The 14,333-nt window shown below is 55.0% G+C and carries 13 protein-coding genes; 5 read left to right on the forward strand and 8 right to left on the reverse strand.

Annotated features, from left to right (window positions below):
- Positions 1-7 precede the first annotated feature (7 nt).
- Positions 8-949 carry an acyl-CoA thioesterase gene (locus tag G437_RS0109200; RefSeq protein WP_024332267.1) on the reverse strand — a complete coding sequence of 314 codons (942 nt, stop codon included), beginning with the start codon at positions 947-949 and terminating at the stop codon, positions 8-10.
- 118 nt (positions 950-1,067) lie between these two features.
- On the opposite strand from G437_RS0109200, the gene G437_RS0109205 reads away from it, so the two are divergent.
- Both G437_RS0109205 and malQ read left to right on the forward strand, forming a co-directional pair.
- Complete coding sequence (locus G437_RS0109205) at positions 1,068-1,298, forward strand: PTS sugar transporter subunit IIB (RefSeq protein WP_024332268.1); 231 nt, start codon at positions 1,068-1,070, stop codon at positions 1,296-1,298.
- 8 nt (positions 1,299-1,306) lie between these two features.
- Entirely contained in the window at positions 1,307-3,427 is a 2,121-nt protein-coding gene (gene malQ / locus G437_RS0109210; RefSeq protein WP_024332269.1) for a 4-alpha-glucanotransferase, read from the forward strand.
- Here malQ and G437_RS0109215 read toward each other — a convergent pair.
- Together G437_RS0109215 and G437_RS0109220 are read right to left on the reverse strand one after the other, a co-directional pair.
- Positions 3,395-3,844, reverse strand: a complete 450-nt coding sequence (locus G437_RS0109215) for a PTS sugar transporter subunit IIA (RefSeq protein WP_024332270.1) — start codon at positions 3,842-3,844, stop codon at positions 3,395-3,397. The genes malQ and G437_RS0109215 overlap by 33 nt on opposite strands.
- The gene (locus G437_RS0109220) at positions 3,844-4,080 is read right to left on the reverse strand and encodes a PTS sugar transporter subunit IIB (RefSeq protein ID WP_024332271.1); all 237 of its coding nucleotides are present in this window, start codon (positions 4,078-4,080) and stop codon (positions 3,844-3,846) included. Before G437_RS0109220 ends, G437_RS0109215 begins: the two co-directional genes overlap by 1 nt.
- A 274-nt stretch (positions 4,081-4,354) precedes the next feature.
- On the opposite strand from G437_RS0109220, the gene G437_RS0109225 reads away from it, so the two are divergent.
- Entirely contained in the window at positions 4,355-5,683 is a 1,329-nt protein-coding gene (locus G437_RS0109225) for a PTS transporter subunit EIIC (RefSeq protein WP_231782353.1), read from the forward strand.
- 61 nt (positions 5,684-5,744) lie between these two features.
- Here the strand turns inward: G437_RS0109225 and pepN are convergent, their stop codons facing one another.
- From pepN to cysK, 5 genes are all read right to left on the reverse strand, one after another.
- Positions 5,745-8,282 carry an aminopeptidase N gene (pepN, locus tag G437_RS0109230; protein WP_024332273.1) on the reverse strand — a complete coding sequence of 846 codons (2,538 nt, stop codon included), beginning with the start codon at positions 8,280-8,282 and terminating at the stop codon, positions 5,745-5,747.
- A 67-nt stretch (positions 8,283-8,349) separates the two neighbouring features.
- On the reverse strand, positions 8,350-10,317 hold the full coding sequence (locus G437_RS0109235; RefSeq protein WP_024332274.1) for a M13 family metallopeptidase: 1,968 nt from the start codon (positions 10,315-10,317) through the stop codon (positions 8,350-8,352).
- Between the two features lie 35 nt (positions 10,318-10,352).
- The gene (locus G437_RS0109240) at positions 10,353-11,249 is read right to left on the reverse strand and encodes a DUF6308 family protein (protein WP_024332275.1); all 897 of its coding nucleotides are present in this window, start codon (positions 11,247-11,249) and stop codon (positions 10,353-10,355) included.
- Between the two features lie 7 nt (positions 11,250-11,256).
- Positions 11,257-11,844 carry a serine O-acetyltransferase EpsC gene (gene epsC, locus G437_RS0109245; protein WP_024332276.1) on the reverse strand — a complete coding sequence of 196 codons (588 nt, stop codon included), beginning with the start codon at positions 11,842-11,844 and terminating at the stop codon, positions 11,257-11,259.
- Positions 11,845-11,886: 42 nt separating this feature from the next.
- Entirely contained in the window at positions 11,887-12,819 is a 933-nt protein-coding gene (gene cysK, locus G437_RS0109250) for a cysteine synthase A (RefSeq protein ID WP_024332277.1), read from the reverse strand.
- Positions 12,820-13,075: 256 nt separating this feature from the next.
- On the opposite strand from cysK, the gene G437_RS0109255 reads away from it, so the two are divergent.
- Both G437_RS0109255 and rpmF read left to right on the forward strand, forming a co-directional pair.
- Positions 13,076-13,708, forward strand: coding sequence for a YigZ family protein (locus tag G437_RS0109255; protein ID WP_024332278.1), 633 nt, complete (start codon positions 13,076-13,078; stop codon positions 13,706-13,708).
- A gap of 155 nt (positions 13,709-13,863) precedes the next feature.
- Positions 13,864-14,046: a 50S ribosomal protein L32 gene (rpmF, locus tag G437_RS0109260; RefSeq protein ID WP_024332279.1), complete on the forward strand. Its 183-nt coding sequence runs from the start codon at positions 13,864-13,866 to the stop codon at positions 14,044-14,046.
- The last annotated feature ends 287 nt before the right edge of the window (positions 14,047-14,333 follow it).

Genomic DNA, 14,333 nt, shown 5'->3' on the forward strand with positions numbered 1-14,333 from the left:
GTACTGTTTAGTGAACCGGGGGCTCGGGAAGCACCCAATCGCCGGAAGGCACATTAGAACGGATCATGCCTTCTTGGGTGGCGACCGCGACAAGCCTGCCCGTCGAGTTAAACACCTTTGTAATGCCTAGCCCACGTGAGCCCCAGGTTGTGGGAGATTCTTGAACGAAGAGATGCCAGTCGTTGACGTCGACATGCCGATAGAACCACATCGAATGGTCCAGGGAGGCGACCGCCATTCCCGGGGTGCGCCAGGTGAGGCCATTGGAACGGATAACAGGCTCCAGCATGAATTGGTCGGATACGTAGGCCAGTAGGGCGCGGTGCACACTTTGGGGCGTCCACTCAGGCAGTACGGCTCCGCGCGGGCGTATCCAAGTGGCACCGCTGGCCTTGGGCTCAGTGCGTTCCGTGAAGTAGAGACTTCCGCTGACGTGGCGCATCTCGAAGGCCGCTGTTTTACCCAGGTATTTTGAAACGGGGTTTCCCTGGTCGCGGAACAACTCTAAAGAGTTAGGTACGTCTTCCGGCTCTGGGACCTCGGGCATCTGGATTTGAGTGGAAAGATCGGGTTGCACCTTCTGGAAGGAAGAATTCATAGTCAAAATGACTTTGTCGCGTTGAACTACGTCTACGCGGCGGGTTGAGAAGGAACGGCCATCGCGCAGGCGGTCAACGCTCAGTGAAACGGGTATTGTGTTGTCTCCGACGCGCATGAAGTAGGCATGAAATGAGTTTGGCAGGCGCGGGGAGTCTTGACTATCTTCAATAGTGGCGCACGCCGCAAGTAATGCTTGTGCTAAGACTTGTCCGCCGTAGATGCGGTTTGCCATCTGTGGTAGCGAGTCGGCTTCGAAACTGTCTATACCAAGGGGGCGTAGCTGGAGTGCCCGCAGCACCGACGAGACTGGTTCTTCGTGTACGGCCGGAATTTGGATTGGGTCAGTCATGCCTCTATCAAACCAGCATGCGCCAGAAGATGCGAAAAATGAGCGCAACAGAGTGAATTAGTAATATGCGTCACTTCGGCTATGATTAGTTAGGTTGGACCAAGGGGGATATATGCAAATGCCGGATTCGCGCGCAATTGTGCAGGCTGTTGGGGGCAAAAGTAACATTGTCAGCATAGTCGGATGTATTACGCGAGTTCGCATCGAGGTGGTCGATCCCGCCCGCGTCTCAGATTCTGGCTTGCGCTGTGACGGCGTGGTAGGAGTGGTCCGTTCCGGCAAGGTAGTCCAAGTTGTGGTTGGCCCCAATGCCGACGAGCTTGCGCGCATTCTTCAGAAGCTTTTGTAGGGGGCACAATGAGCATTACGGACATAGACTCGCTCTGCTCGCTTGCGCAAAAATGTGGCATTGCTACCGAGTACTGGGACTATTCTGGTTCTCACGTTCAGGTTTCGGTAGATACTTTGACCGCGGTGTTGGCGAGTTTAGGCCACCGAGTTGAAAGTGACGAAGATCTTTACAGGGAACATTTGTGTGTAGACGAGGCACCGTGGAAAGATGTCTTGCCCAAGTGCAGAGTGCAGAAGGCCGGAGTCGGTGGCTTTCTCCCAGTCCATGTTCCGCACGGTTCTAAGGTGTGGGTGGAGGTCTATCTTGAGGGCGGGGGCACACGTCAGTTGGCCCAGCTCGACCGCTACGTTCCTCCTCGTGAAGTGGAGGGGAACCTCATAGGCGAGGCATCCTTTCTAGTGCCAGAGGATCTGCCGCTGGGGTGGCACACACTGGTAGCTCATCTCGAGGACGGCGACCACGAGGCTCCCTTGGCTATTACGCCCAGGTCTCTACCTAGGTTTGCGAAAGCTAAGGCATGGGGGTTGACGGGGCAGCTCTACTCCATTGTCGGGAAGCGCTCGTGGGCTTTCGGCGATTCGAACGACCTGTCTAATCTGGGAGCAATTGGGGCGGAGCGGGGAGCAGATTTCTTACTGATCAATCCCGTCCACGCTGCCTCTCCGGCCTCTCCTATAGCCCCCAGCCCGTATCTGCCTGTTTCTCGTCGGTTTGTTTCGCCTCTTTACATAAATGTCGAGACTATCCCCGAATATGCCTGGCTGGGCGAGCAAGACCGCGAGCAAATCACCAAACTCAAACGGCAGGCTACGTTTGATGCACAGGGGCTGATCGATCGCGACAGTAGCTGGGGTGCGAAGTCTAAAGCTTTGCAGGTTGTCTACAGAGCCCCCCGCGAGCCTTATAGGCAGGCCGCTTTTGAGCGTTTTTGTCGGGTAAATGGAAAGGCCTTGAGGGCATTTGCCGAATGGAGTGCGCTGGTTGAAGAATTTGGTATCGAAGGAATAGATCCAAAAGGAAGTTCCCGCATGAGCCGGGCTCTGGAACGCTTGGGCGAAAGGGTTGACTTCCACATGTGGGCGCAGTGGATTGTCTTCGATCAGCTAAATGCTGCTCAGCGCCGCGCTAAGGAAGCAGGCATGGAAATTGGAATCATGCACGATCTGGCAGTGGGGGTACACCCCTGTGCTGCCGATCGCTGGTTCGATCCGGAAGTTTTTGCCGAGCACATGTATGTGGGAGCCCCAGCGGACATGTACAACCAGCTGGGGCAGAACTGGTCGCAGCCCCCGTGGCGTCCCGACAAACTTGAAGAACGGGCTTACGAGCCGCTGCGCGAGATGATCTCCAACGTTTGCTCGTTGGGGGGAGCTGTTCGCATAGACCATATTATGGGGTTGTTCCGCCTGTGGTGGATTCCCGATACGGCCGCTTCGCCCGCCCAGGGTACGTACGTGCGCTATAACCACGAAGCAATGGTGGGGGTGGTATTGCTCGAGGCTTATCGGGCAGGCGCGGTTATTGTGGGCGAAGATCTGGGTACGGTCGAACCGTGGGTACGGGAGTATCTGTCGGAATGCGGGATTTTGGGTACCTCGGTGCTTTGGTTCGACGTAGACGCTGAGGGAAAGCCGATACCAGCCGCCCAAAGGAAGGCGAATCAGCTGGCCTCTGTTCACACACACGATATGGCCCCTACTGCCGGGTATCTAAACGAGGTCCACCTCGATCTTGCGGAGGCGTTGCATCTACTCGAGATAAGCCCGGAGCAGGCCCGGTGCGACGCGAGGAAAAAACGTGAGGCGATGCTTGCTGCCCTTGAACAAGAGGGTTTCCTTTCTGCCAGCGGGCGCGAGGACGAACAAGAGGTAGTCGAGGCGCTGAACCGTTACGCCTGTTCGGGCCCTGCCCAACTTGTGTGCGTTTCGATTGCCGATGCGGTAGGTGAGCGGCGCCTACAAAATCAGCCGGGTACCGACCAAGAATACCCAAACTGGAGAGTGCCACTTGCCGATGGGACAGGTGCCCCGGTGCGGGTCGAGGAATTAGCAAACAATAAACGCTTCCTGTCGCTGACAAAGATCGTGGAAAAATCAGTAGCTCAAGATAGCGAGTCGTTGGCCTGAGCAGACATTGCCGGTTGCTAAATCTTCGAATTCAGCTTCCAAAGCTACCACGGGGCACACCGCAGAGCTGCCCACCTTGTCCAGCTGTGCGGGAATCATGGTACATACCGGCTGGCCCGATTCCACTTGTTCACCCTGGGACAAGATAGCAGAAAACGTACCAGGCGGGGCACCGACCGTGTCAATTCCTAGGTGAACTAAGAGCCCTACCTTGGAAGTAACTTGTACGACGAAAGCATGCGGCATAACCCGCGCCAAAGTGCCCGAAACAGGGCTAACCACGTCGATGGGCCTCGATTGGGAGCGGGGAAGTATCGCAAGAGCGGGACCCACTAAACCCCGTGAAAAAACCGGATCTGGGATGTCGGGCTGTGCCACCACGCGCCCCTCAAAGGGCGCGCACAATAGTTGGCGCACTAGTGGTTGCGCAGCTCGTCGATCTGGTCAGCCACCTGATCAGCGGTTGGGCCTACCACTACCTGAATTGCGCTGCCTACGGCAACAACCCCAAAAGCGCCGGATTCGGTTAGCGCATCCTGGTCAACCTTGGTAGGGTCAGCGACCTCGACGCGAAGGCGGGTAATGCAAGATTCCATATCTACAATGTTGGAATCCCCACCAAGAGCTTCAAGAATCTTCTTCGCCTGCTGCATTTTCAGTCCCTCCATGACGATCAGCGTCACTACGCAAATCCAACTGTTAAAAAGACTACCATTAGAGCAGTGAAGTGAACTGGGATCCGAGCTCCAAAATTGCTCTCTACCTGAATAGATGCAAACTGCCAGCGCAGTAACCGAAAAACAACAAGATATACTTGTCCAAGCCGGCATCCCCACGCCGCTAGGAGCATGAATGCGAAGAAACCAGAGGCCGCACCGCCTTCGCGGACGAGCCTTTTCCTTAGCCCAACGATTGGGGCGTTCATTAATGCTGCCTATAGCGGTGTTGCCAATTGCGGCAATCTTTGTCCGCTTCGGACAGTCAGACATGTTAGGGCAAAACGGCCTAGGTGCCTCAGTAACCGCCCTCGTCCCGGTAGCTAGAGTGTTGGCAGCGGCCGGAAACGCGGTAATGGAAAATATCCCCCTGCTATTTGCGGTCGGGGTGGCAATTGGTTTTGCTCGGAAGGCAGACGGAACCACCGCGCTCGCGGCGATCATTGGCTACTTTACCTTTGCTGGCGTGGAACGTTCCCTATCACCATTAATATTGGGGAAACCGGGTCCGCTCACTAACGAACAAGTCACTTGCTTGCGAAATGCTTCCAAATATATCTCTATAGATTACGAGGCAAAAGACTCGCTAGGCCTCTGCGGCATCCATGGGCAGGAACTTATTACCTACGGGGTATTTGGGGGGATCGTGGTAGGCCTCCTAACGGCGTACCTGTGGGCCCGTTTTTACAAGACGAAACTACCCGCCGCCCTCGCCTTCTTTTCCGGGCGTCGTTTCGTACCCATTTTGGCCACAACCGCCTGCCTGTTGTTAGGGGTAGCTATGGCGGTGATTTACCCCCTGTTCAAGGCGATATTCACCGATGGGTTAGGGGCGCTGATGACCGAATCGAATAATTCAGTGCTGGCTGCCGGAATATTCGGATTGGTGCAGCGTTTGCTCCTACCTTTTGGGCTGCACCACATAGCCAACACCGTCCCCTACTTCACTTTAGGTACCTGCACTTCTCCAACAGGCGAGATCCTGCACGGAGACTTCTCGTGTTTCTTCGCTGGGCAGGCAGGTAGTTTCAGACCAGAAGGGTACGTGCCAGGTACATACATGGCAGGCCAGTTCCCCATAATGATGGGAGGCCTGCCGGGGGCGGCACTTGCCATGTACCGCTGTGCTCGCTCTGGCCAGCGCAAACGCGTCGGTGCGCTCATGGCGTCTGGTGCTATCGCCTCGTTTCTGACGGGAATTACCGAACCGATAGAATTCGCTTTCGCATATGCTGCAGTACCGCTGTACTTCATCCACGCTCTACTGGTTTCTTCCTCCATGATGATCTGTGCTGGGTTAGGAATACGTGGTGGCTACAGCTTCAGCGCAGGAGGGGTCGACTACCTGCTCAATTTTACGAGGTCGGCACAACTATCTACCTCCGGAGCTACCGGAACACTACTCATGCTGGTACTAGCAGCGATCTACTTCGTCATTTACTATCTGCTCTTTACCGGGGCAATAAAGTACTTCAACATCGCTACGCCCGGTAGGCCTACGAAACGCTCCGAAAGGGCTGGAGCCCAGGCCTACATGTAAAACCCAAGCCAATATTAAGGGGGGACGCTCATGAGCGTCCCCCCTTAATATTGGCTACTAATTACTTGTCTGCAGCCTGTGCTTTAGCGGCACGCCTGGCGAAGTCAAGCGATTCAATAATGCACCTGCGCAGCGCGGGAGTGGCCTGTCCGTTCTGCTGCAACCATTCGGTGGCCTTAGACTCCACATCTTCGCCCGGAAGACCAACCAGCTGATCTGGGAACAACACGGTCACTATGTCCTCGGCCATGTGGAAGGTGAAGGCCTCCCAAACCGAGTTAATCTGCTCGAAGAAGTGATCGATATGAGCTGTGTCAGCAGGATTACGCCAACCGGTAGAGGAGTAGGCCGATAGCATTGCTGAAAGCGTTCCATTCGGAATGGAAGTGTCAGATAGCATGCGCTCGTGCGCACTCTGGCGGTGGGTGGGCAACGAAGCCTTTGCGGCCGCAGCCTCCTCGCGCCCCGAAAGCGTATCGTCCTCAGAAAGTTCGTTGTCGATGAAGGCCTCATCGATAGCACCCGCAGCAGCTAGTTCCTTTACCAGAGCCCAGCGAACTTCGGATTTAATCTCGATGCCGGTCATAGTCTGAGAGCCATCGAGCAGCGCCTTTAGCCAATCCAATTCCTCGCCGACAGCAACGTGGGCCGCTGCCAGCAACAGCTGCTTCTGCGCGTCAGATCCTGCCGGCTGTGCGACAGCCATGAGGTGTAATCTGCGCGAAAGATCGGCAATAGTCTGCTCGCGCGTAGCCGGGTTTGAATAGACTGTGCCTGCAGCAATTACGTGAGAAGCAACCAGCGAGCGCTGCGCCGAATCGGTCTCTCCAGCAATGGAAGGCAACGCCGCATCTATGTAGGCGCGGGCGCTAATTTGCCCGTCGCGGCACTGATCCCAAAGCGACTGCATGATTACGGAACGGGGCAGCGGTTCTTCGAATTCGCCAATGTGCGCAAGCGCAAATTTGAAGGATTCAGGATCGAGACGAATCTTGGCGTAAGCCAGATCCTCGTCGTTGAGAACAATGACGTCGGGACGTTCGACGCCTACTGCCTCGGCTACGGGAGTACGTTCGCCGTCTACATCGAGTTCCCATCGAGCAGTGCGCACCAACTTGCCATCTTTCAGGTTGTAGGCGCCAACGCTCAAGCGGTGAGGACGCAGCGAAGTGCCCTCCATGGGCAATTCCTGCAGAATTGACAGGTCAGAAATCTTTCCGTTTTCATCTACGCTAACGCTAGAACGCAGGAGCGTAATGCCTGCTTCCTGTAGCCACACCTTGGCCCACTGGTGCAAGTCGCGGCCGGAAGCCTCTTCAAGTTTAGAGAGCAGATCGGAAAGTTCTGTGTTGCCCCAAGCGTGCTCATCGAAGTAAGCGTGCAGGCCCTTCTCGAAGTTCTCGCGCCCAACGTAGGCAACTAGCTGGCGGAGCACAGCTGCGCCCTTTGCGTAGGTGATCCCGTCGAAGTTGACTTCAATATCGTTGAGGTCGTTGATCTGAGCAGCAATCGGATGCGTAGACGGAAGCTGGTCTTGGGTAGTGCCCCAAGCCTTCCGGGAACCGAACGCAGTCCAGGCATCTGAATATTCAGTAGCCTCGGCAGAACACTGGTGGGACATGAACTCTGCAAAGGACTCGTTCAGCCACAGATCATTCCACCACTTCATGGTCACTAGATCGCCGAACCACATGTGGGCGAGTTCGTGCAAAATGGTGTTTGCGCGGGTGCCCAGCTGAGCGCGGGTAGGGGGAGTGCGGAACAAGTACTGATCGCGGAAAGTAATGCAACCGGCGTTCTCCATTGCCCCTGCGTTGTATTCGGGAACGAAAATCTGATCGTACTTACTAAACGGGTAGGGGCGATCGTACATCTTTTCGTAGAAACCGAAGCCCTGCTTGGTTATTTCGATAATACGGTCAGCGTCCAAATGCTCTAGCAAAGAGGACCGGCAATAAACCCCAAGTGGGATAGTACGGCCATCTGCCGAGGTCAACTGGTCCTTTACACCCTGGTAAGGCCCCGCAATAATTGCGGTGATGTACGAAGAGATCTTCTCGGAAGGGGCGAAGTCGTATGTCCAAGCGCCCTCGGCCTTTTCTGGTTCAGGTGTTGGCGAGTTGGAGAAAACTACCCATTTCGGTGGCACAGTAACCTTGAACTTAAAAGTGGCCTTCAAATCGGGCTGTTCAAACACAGTGAATACTCGCCTGGAGTCTGGCACCTCAAACTGGGTGTAGACGTAGGCTTGCCCGTCTGCAGGATCAACGAAACGGTGCATGCCCTCACCAGTGTGCATGTAAGCACAATCGGCCTCGACCTCGAGAGTGTTGGAAGCGGCCAGGTTTTCAAGCGCGATACGCGAATCCTGGTGCAATCCCGTGTCGAGTTCGGTGCCATTCAATACGATGCGGTGAACGAAGGGGGAAATCAGGTCGATGAAAGTGCTTTCACCTTCGGTAGCAGAGAATTTTACTACCGTGTGGGACCTGAAGATTTCATCCCCTTGCGTAAGATCAAGGGCAACATCGTAAGAGTGGACGTCGACAACGTTCTTCCGTGATATTGCCTCAGCGCGGGTTAGATTTTGCCCGGGCATTGAGCCTCCCTCTAGGTTTTAATAGAAATGGGTTAGTTATATTGTTGCACTTTTTTCGCACAGGGTGTTAAGACCAGATCTTGATGCGTTCTTGCGGAGCTATCCACATTCCATCTCCTGGTTGGACGTTAAAACACTCGGCGAAGGCGTCAAGATTGGAAAGGACTCCGTTGCACCTAAATTCATCTGGGGCGTGCGGGTCAGTTGCCAATAATTGGATCGCGAGTTCCTTGTGTTTTTTAGAACGCCAAATCCGTGCCCACGAATAGAAAAAGCGTTCTAGGGCAGTGAGACCATCGATTTCGGGAGCCTCTTTCAGAGTTAGTCCCTGCTTTTGCAGGTGATGTTTGTAGGCGCGCAGGGCAATGCCTAGTCCTCCCAAATCACCAATATTTTCCCCAATGGTGAGTTCGCCATCTACCTTGTAAGTATCTTCTAGAGCGGCAGGAGAATAGGCAGAATATTGGTCGATCAGGGAGGCTGTGCGCTCGCTAAAAGCCGCCTCGTCTTCGGGATTCCACCAATTATGCAATGCCCCGTGACCATCGTACTTGGCTCCCTGGTCATCAAACCCATGGCCTATTTCGTGCCCAATAACTGCGCCAATAGCGCCATAATTTACTGCCGCGTCGACCTCGGGATCAAAAAATGGGGCTTGTAAAATTGCAGCGGGAAAAGCAATTTCATTAGAGGAAGGGCTGTAGTAAGCATTGACCGTTTGCGGAGTCATATACCATTCGGAATGATCTACTGGCTTATCGATCTTCGCTAGTTCACGGTTGAAATAAAATTCTGCAACCTTTTGCGCTAGTAGCGGCAGGGAGTCGTCCTCACTTAGGTCTAGCTTCGAATAATCGCGCCATTTTTCAGGGTAAGCAATCTTTGGGGTAAACAGCGACAGCTTCTCTAACGCGCGTTCGCGGGTTTGCGGGCTCATCCAATCTAGTGTTGAAATTGCGTCTTTGTATGCGGCTAGAAGATCTGCCACCAGATCGTCGATTAGCTTTTTTGCCTGCGGGGGGAAATGCTTTTTTACATATAGTTTGCCGAGGGCGAACCCCAGCGCCGAATCGACAAAGCTAACGCCCCCTTTCCAACGCGGAGGCATCTCTTCCTGGCCGGCGAGCTTGCGACCGTAAAAATCGAATCTAGCTTCGCGCAGGGACTTGGGCAGACGCGGGGCCTCGCCGGAGACCAGGTGAAAGCGCAACCAGTTCTTAATTGTTTCGGCGGAGGCATCGTGCCACACCTTCCCGGCGCCCTCGATGAAAGAGGGCTGGTAGACGTGGACTGTAGTCGGGGCAATGCCGCTCGCCCGCCAAAACTCAGCCCAATTGAAGGTAGGCGCCAATTGCTCTATCTCGTTGGCGGAAAGCAGATTGTGAGTCTTGTCGACCTGCCGACACTGCGCAATGGGCCAGTGGCAGTGGGCTAGGGCCAATTCAAAATCGAAAACTGATTGGGCCCGCTCAGTGGGATTGGAAAAACCGGTCAGCTCGAAAAGTTTGGCAATATAGTCGCGGTATTGGGACCGAATTTCCCGGTAGGAATCCTCTTCGTAGTAGGCCTTGTCTGGAAGACCTAGCCCGCCCTGGTAGGCTTTTAGAATATTTAGTTCGGGATCGTCGGGGCTGGCATCGACAAACAGATCTAACCAGCCGCCTATACCCTCGCGCCCGAATTGGCCCAGAAGTGCCTCTAGCTGCTGTGAATCTGCCTCCTCGATACGGGTGAAATGGTCTTGAAGCGGGGATAACCCCGCCCGCTCGAGAGCCTCCAAATCAGTGTAGGCCTTGTAGAGGATAGCTATTTTGCGTTCTTCTTCGCCTTCGCTACAAGCCTCAATTATCTCTCTGCACTGTTTCAGGGCATTCTGGCGCAACTGGTGAAACTCGCCATCTGCGGCTTGATCAGCAGGAATAACGTGGTTATCGATCCAGGCGCCGTTAGCGTGCCTGTAAAAATCGTCTTGCGGACGAACCGATTTGTCCTCGCCTGCTGGATCTATTACTCCGGCAATCAACTTTGAACTCATAGGTTCAGGGTATCGAAAAGGGAACCGACCTTGCGCTACAGCTTAGAAATATTAGAAAAAGGGGAGGCGGCCAGCTCTTTCTTAAGGCGGTCGCGTTCCGCCCGGAAAGCAGCTTCCTCTTTGGCCTTCAATTCCTTGCGCTGGGCCGCTTTCGCGCGTTTCTTCTTCTCCTTGTCGGCCTTCTGCTCGGCTTTTTGGCGCTGCTTTTCCTGGTCGCTAAGCAGCATTCGGGCCCGCTCTTCGCCCCTAGCTAAAGCTTGCTGGGCTGCTTTCTCGGCTTTTCTAGCAGCTTTTTGGGCGGCCCTAGCTATCTTCTCGTCCTTCCAAGTTTCCTCGGCCAAAATCTGCAGGGTGAATAGATCCCCCAATTCGGTGGGTACTCCCGCTGCTAGGCGCAGATAGTGGAACTGGTGGCGCAACGTGGCATCAGTTACTAGCTCGCGTACCTGTTGCAACTGGTTCTTATAGTCGCCCTCGAGTCCCATAACTTTACGCATCTGTTTGGGGATGGCAGGGATTGCTTCCGGGCGCAGCCGCGCTGCCAGTGCGCGAGCTTGCCTGGAATGTAAATCGCCGGTGCTAGCGAGTGCGTCTATAAGATTCAAGATTGCTCCGCCAGAAGCCAGTGCTTCCGGGGAAAGATTAGCTAACTGTGCCGCAGGATCTAGGGCTGACAATGCGTCTGCAATGTGCCCGCTCGAGTCTGCAGTTAGCGCCTCCACCTGCTTGCTGCTAAGTGGAATGCCCGCACAATCTAGCGCACAAATGTCTGCCACCCCCACCCCGCTTGGCTGGCCCACTTGGCGTAGCAGGAAGAAAGCCCCGGAAAGAGAAGTCGGCCCAACGCGGCGGGTGAGCATATCAGTGGCCCTGTCCCAAGCCCGCGGCTGCCCATCTACGATGAAGGTCAAGAATTCGTTGAAATCGCCCATAGCCGTCCTAAATATATAGCGTTGGGTCTATTATCAGGTCCTCGTCCTCTTCTTGTCTTGTCATTGGCGTATTTTTCGCGGGTATGCCGATCGCGACGCTCGCTGCCGGGACTGGTTTTGTCACTACTGCATTGGCCCCAATCTTCGAATCGGAGCCGATCTCGATGGGCCCTAATATTTTGACCCCGGATCCGACCATTACTCGATCACCGAGGGTAGGGTGGCGCTTGCCGGGGGTCATCGACACCCCACCCAGGGTCACCTGGTGGAACAGCACGCAATCTTCACCTATTTTGGCAGTTTCGCCAATCACAGTTCCCACGGCGTGGTCTATGAAAAGGCGGCGGCCGATCTGGGCGCCAGGATGTATGTCTACCCCGGTAAACACGCGTGCCGCGGCCGATATGATTCGCGCCGAGAGCGGATGATTCCTATTCCAGAGGGCGTGTGCGGTGCGGTATCCCCAAAGGGCATGTACTCCAGGGTAGGTGAGGGCGACCTCCACCTTCGAGCGGGCCGCCGGGTCACGCCTTTGGGCAGTAGCTACGTCCTCGCGCAACAGCGCCAGGAGGGAACCCCCAAACTTTCTTTTCATTGCGGTGATCCCTTCCTGGCGTTGCTAGCAGCCTCTTCGTATTTATTCAGCAAACTGGGCAAAAAGTGGAGTAGACAGATACCTTTCCCCGGTATCCGGTAGTAGCGCAACTACACGTTTGCCAGCAAATTCAGGTCGCTTGGCCACTTGCGCCGCAGCCCAAGCAGCTGCTCCGGAAGAAATACCCACTAGCAGGCCCTCGTCGCGGGCCAGCTTCTGCGATGTGGCTATAGCGTCGTCTCCGCTGACAGTTATGATCTCGTCTACCACGTCAGCATTGTAGTTCTTGGGGACAAAATTGGCGCCGATACCCTGGATCTTGTGCGGGCCGGCCTTCCCTTCGCTTAGCAGAGGGGATTCTTTCGGCTCCACAGCGAATACCTTAATTTCAGGATTATGCTTCTTCAGAGTTTCGGCAACGCCGGAAACAGTGCCCCCAGTACCCACGCCAGCTACGAATGCGTCGACCTTGCCGTCTGTATCGGCCCAAATCTCCTCGCCAGTAGTCTTGCGGTGAATGGCCGGGTTGGCCTCGTTTGTGAACTGGGAGGCGAGTACGGCGCCGCGGCGTTCAGAAACAATCTTGTTGGCCGCATCTACGGTGCCCTGCATCCCCTCGCTAGCGGGAGTAAGGACAAGCTCAGCTCCGAAAGCCCGCATCAGGATGCGTCGTTCCTTAGACATAGACTCCGGCATGGTGACAACCACGTTGTAGCCGCGTGCGGCACCAACCATTGCTAGAGCGACGCCCGTGTTACCCGAGGTCGATTCCACAATTGTGCCCCCTGCAGGTAGCTGCCCAGAGGCCTCGGCCGCATCCACGATCGCTACCGCAATGCGGTCCTTTACGGACGAGGCCGGGTTGAACGATTCGACCTTGGCGACAATTTCGGCACCCGCGTCAGCGCCAATCTTATTCAGACGTACTAGGGGAGTCTTACCTACGAGTTCAGTAACATTTGCTGCAATAGTCATGAAAAATCCTTGTAAATAATGAAGTCAGATGTAATTTGGGTAAAAATATGGGTGGACCGAAATAGGTAAGCCTTATTCGGGCACCCTAAATACACTGGCAGCAGCAGATGGCAACGGCGACAGCAACGCGGATGTGCACGGCCCCTCCTGCTGATTGAAGTTACAAGGTTCAAAATAAAAGCTAACGTTTTTACCGCCCGTAGGCAAACCGTTTCAGCTTATGGAAATATTTCCGTCCTCTTGCGAAGATGGGCCAGTGAAGACTTTGCAGCATTTCCCTGTACGTACCGAGATTGAAATCAAGCGTTCACGTTTTTTGACTACCTTGACGCGAGTGGGAAGCGAAAATGAAGCGCGTGCTCAAATTGAGCAAGTGCGTAAGCAATTCCCCGACGCGCGGCACCACTGCACGGCCTTCATCGTGCGGGCCCGGGGAGCCCAGCCGATAGAGCGCTCCAGTGACGACGGCGAACCTTCCGGCACCGCTGGTATTCCAATGCTCGAGGCACTAAAAGGGCGCGAGCTAACCGACATTGTTGCCATCGTAACCAGGTATTTCGGGGGGATAAAACTGGGGACCGGTGGCCTGGTGCGGGCGTATACGGATTCGGTAGTAGGGGCTGTGGAAGCTGCCACGTTAGTGCGTCTAGAGGAACGCCAGCTGTGGCAAGTTGGGGTAGAACATGCCTTTGCTGGCAAAGTGGAGGCAGCCCTGCGGGGAGCTAACTGGAAAATCTCTGAAGTTACCTACGGGCCTCGTCTAGCCAACTTGCATTTGCAGCTCAAAGACGACCAGGTCCGCCAGCTCAAAAACGAGGTCGAAGAACTAACTCGGGGTGCAGGCAAAATTAGTTACGAACGCAGGCAGGTTGTAGAAATACCGTTCTGAAGCTGGGCAAGTGTGAGCTATTGCAAAAGGCCCTCTGTTCTGGTTTGACCGGCATCGATGTTAGTCTATATGAGTTGTCTAAGTGGTGGCCGCAGGCTACCCCTCGAAAAGTTCAATCGTGCAGTTGCTGCACGAGCCCTGGAAGGAGCGGCCAAATGGCAGTACCAAAGCGGAAGATGTCCCGCGCAAATACTCGTACGCGCCGGTCGACTTGGAAGGCTAAGCTGACTGACCTGCAGTCTGTTCGTGCAGGTGGCCGCGACGTTGTAATGCCTCGTCGTCTAGCCAAAGCAGCAAAGCTCGGCCTTTTTGAGCCGGCTAACGAAATCGACGGCTAGTCGATTTCTTATCTGCAGGTCCCCGCACTACGGTGCGGGGATTTCTTGCTTTAAAACCAGCCCAGTTGGGAATCGGGCAGGCCCCCGACCTGGGGAGCTGCAACGGAAGGCGTGCAAATGGGGAAAGCCTCCAACTTGGCCACAGCCCCGCAAGTTAGTGCCGAAAAACAACTCCAATAGCCATAGGGTGCCCCCCATCCTCCCTCGGCGCAAAAAAGACGGAAGCTTCCGCTCCCGCCTTTTTGACCTCACTCGTCGGGGTATTCGCTCGTCTTACTCACTACGAC

The sequence above is a fragment of the Winkia neuii subsp. neuii DSM 8576 genome (assembly GCF_000420405.1).
In the GTDB taxonomy this organism is placed as follows: domain Bacteria; phylum Actinomycetota; class Actinomycetes; order Actinomycetales; family Actinomycetaceae; genus Winkia; species Winkia neuii.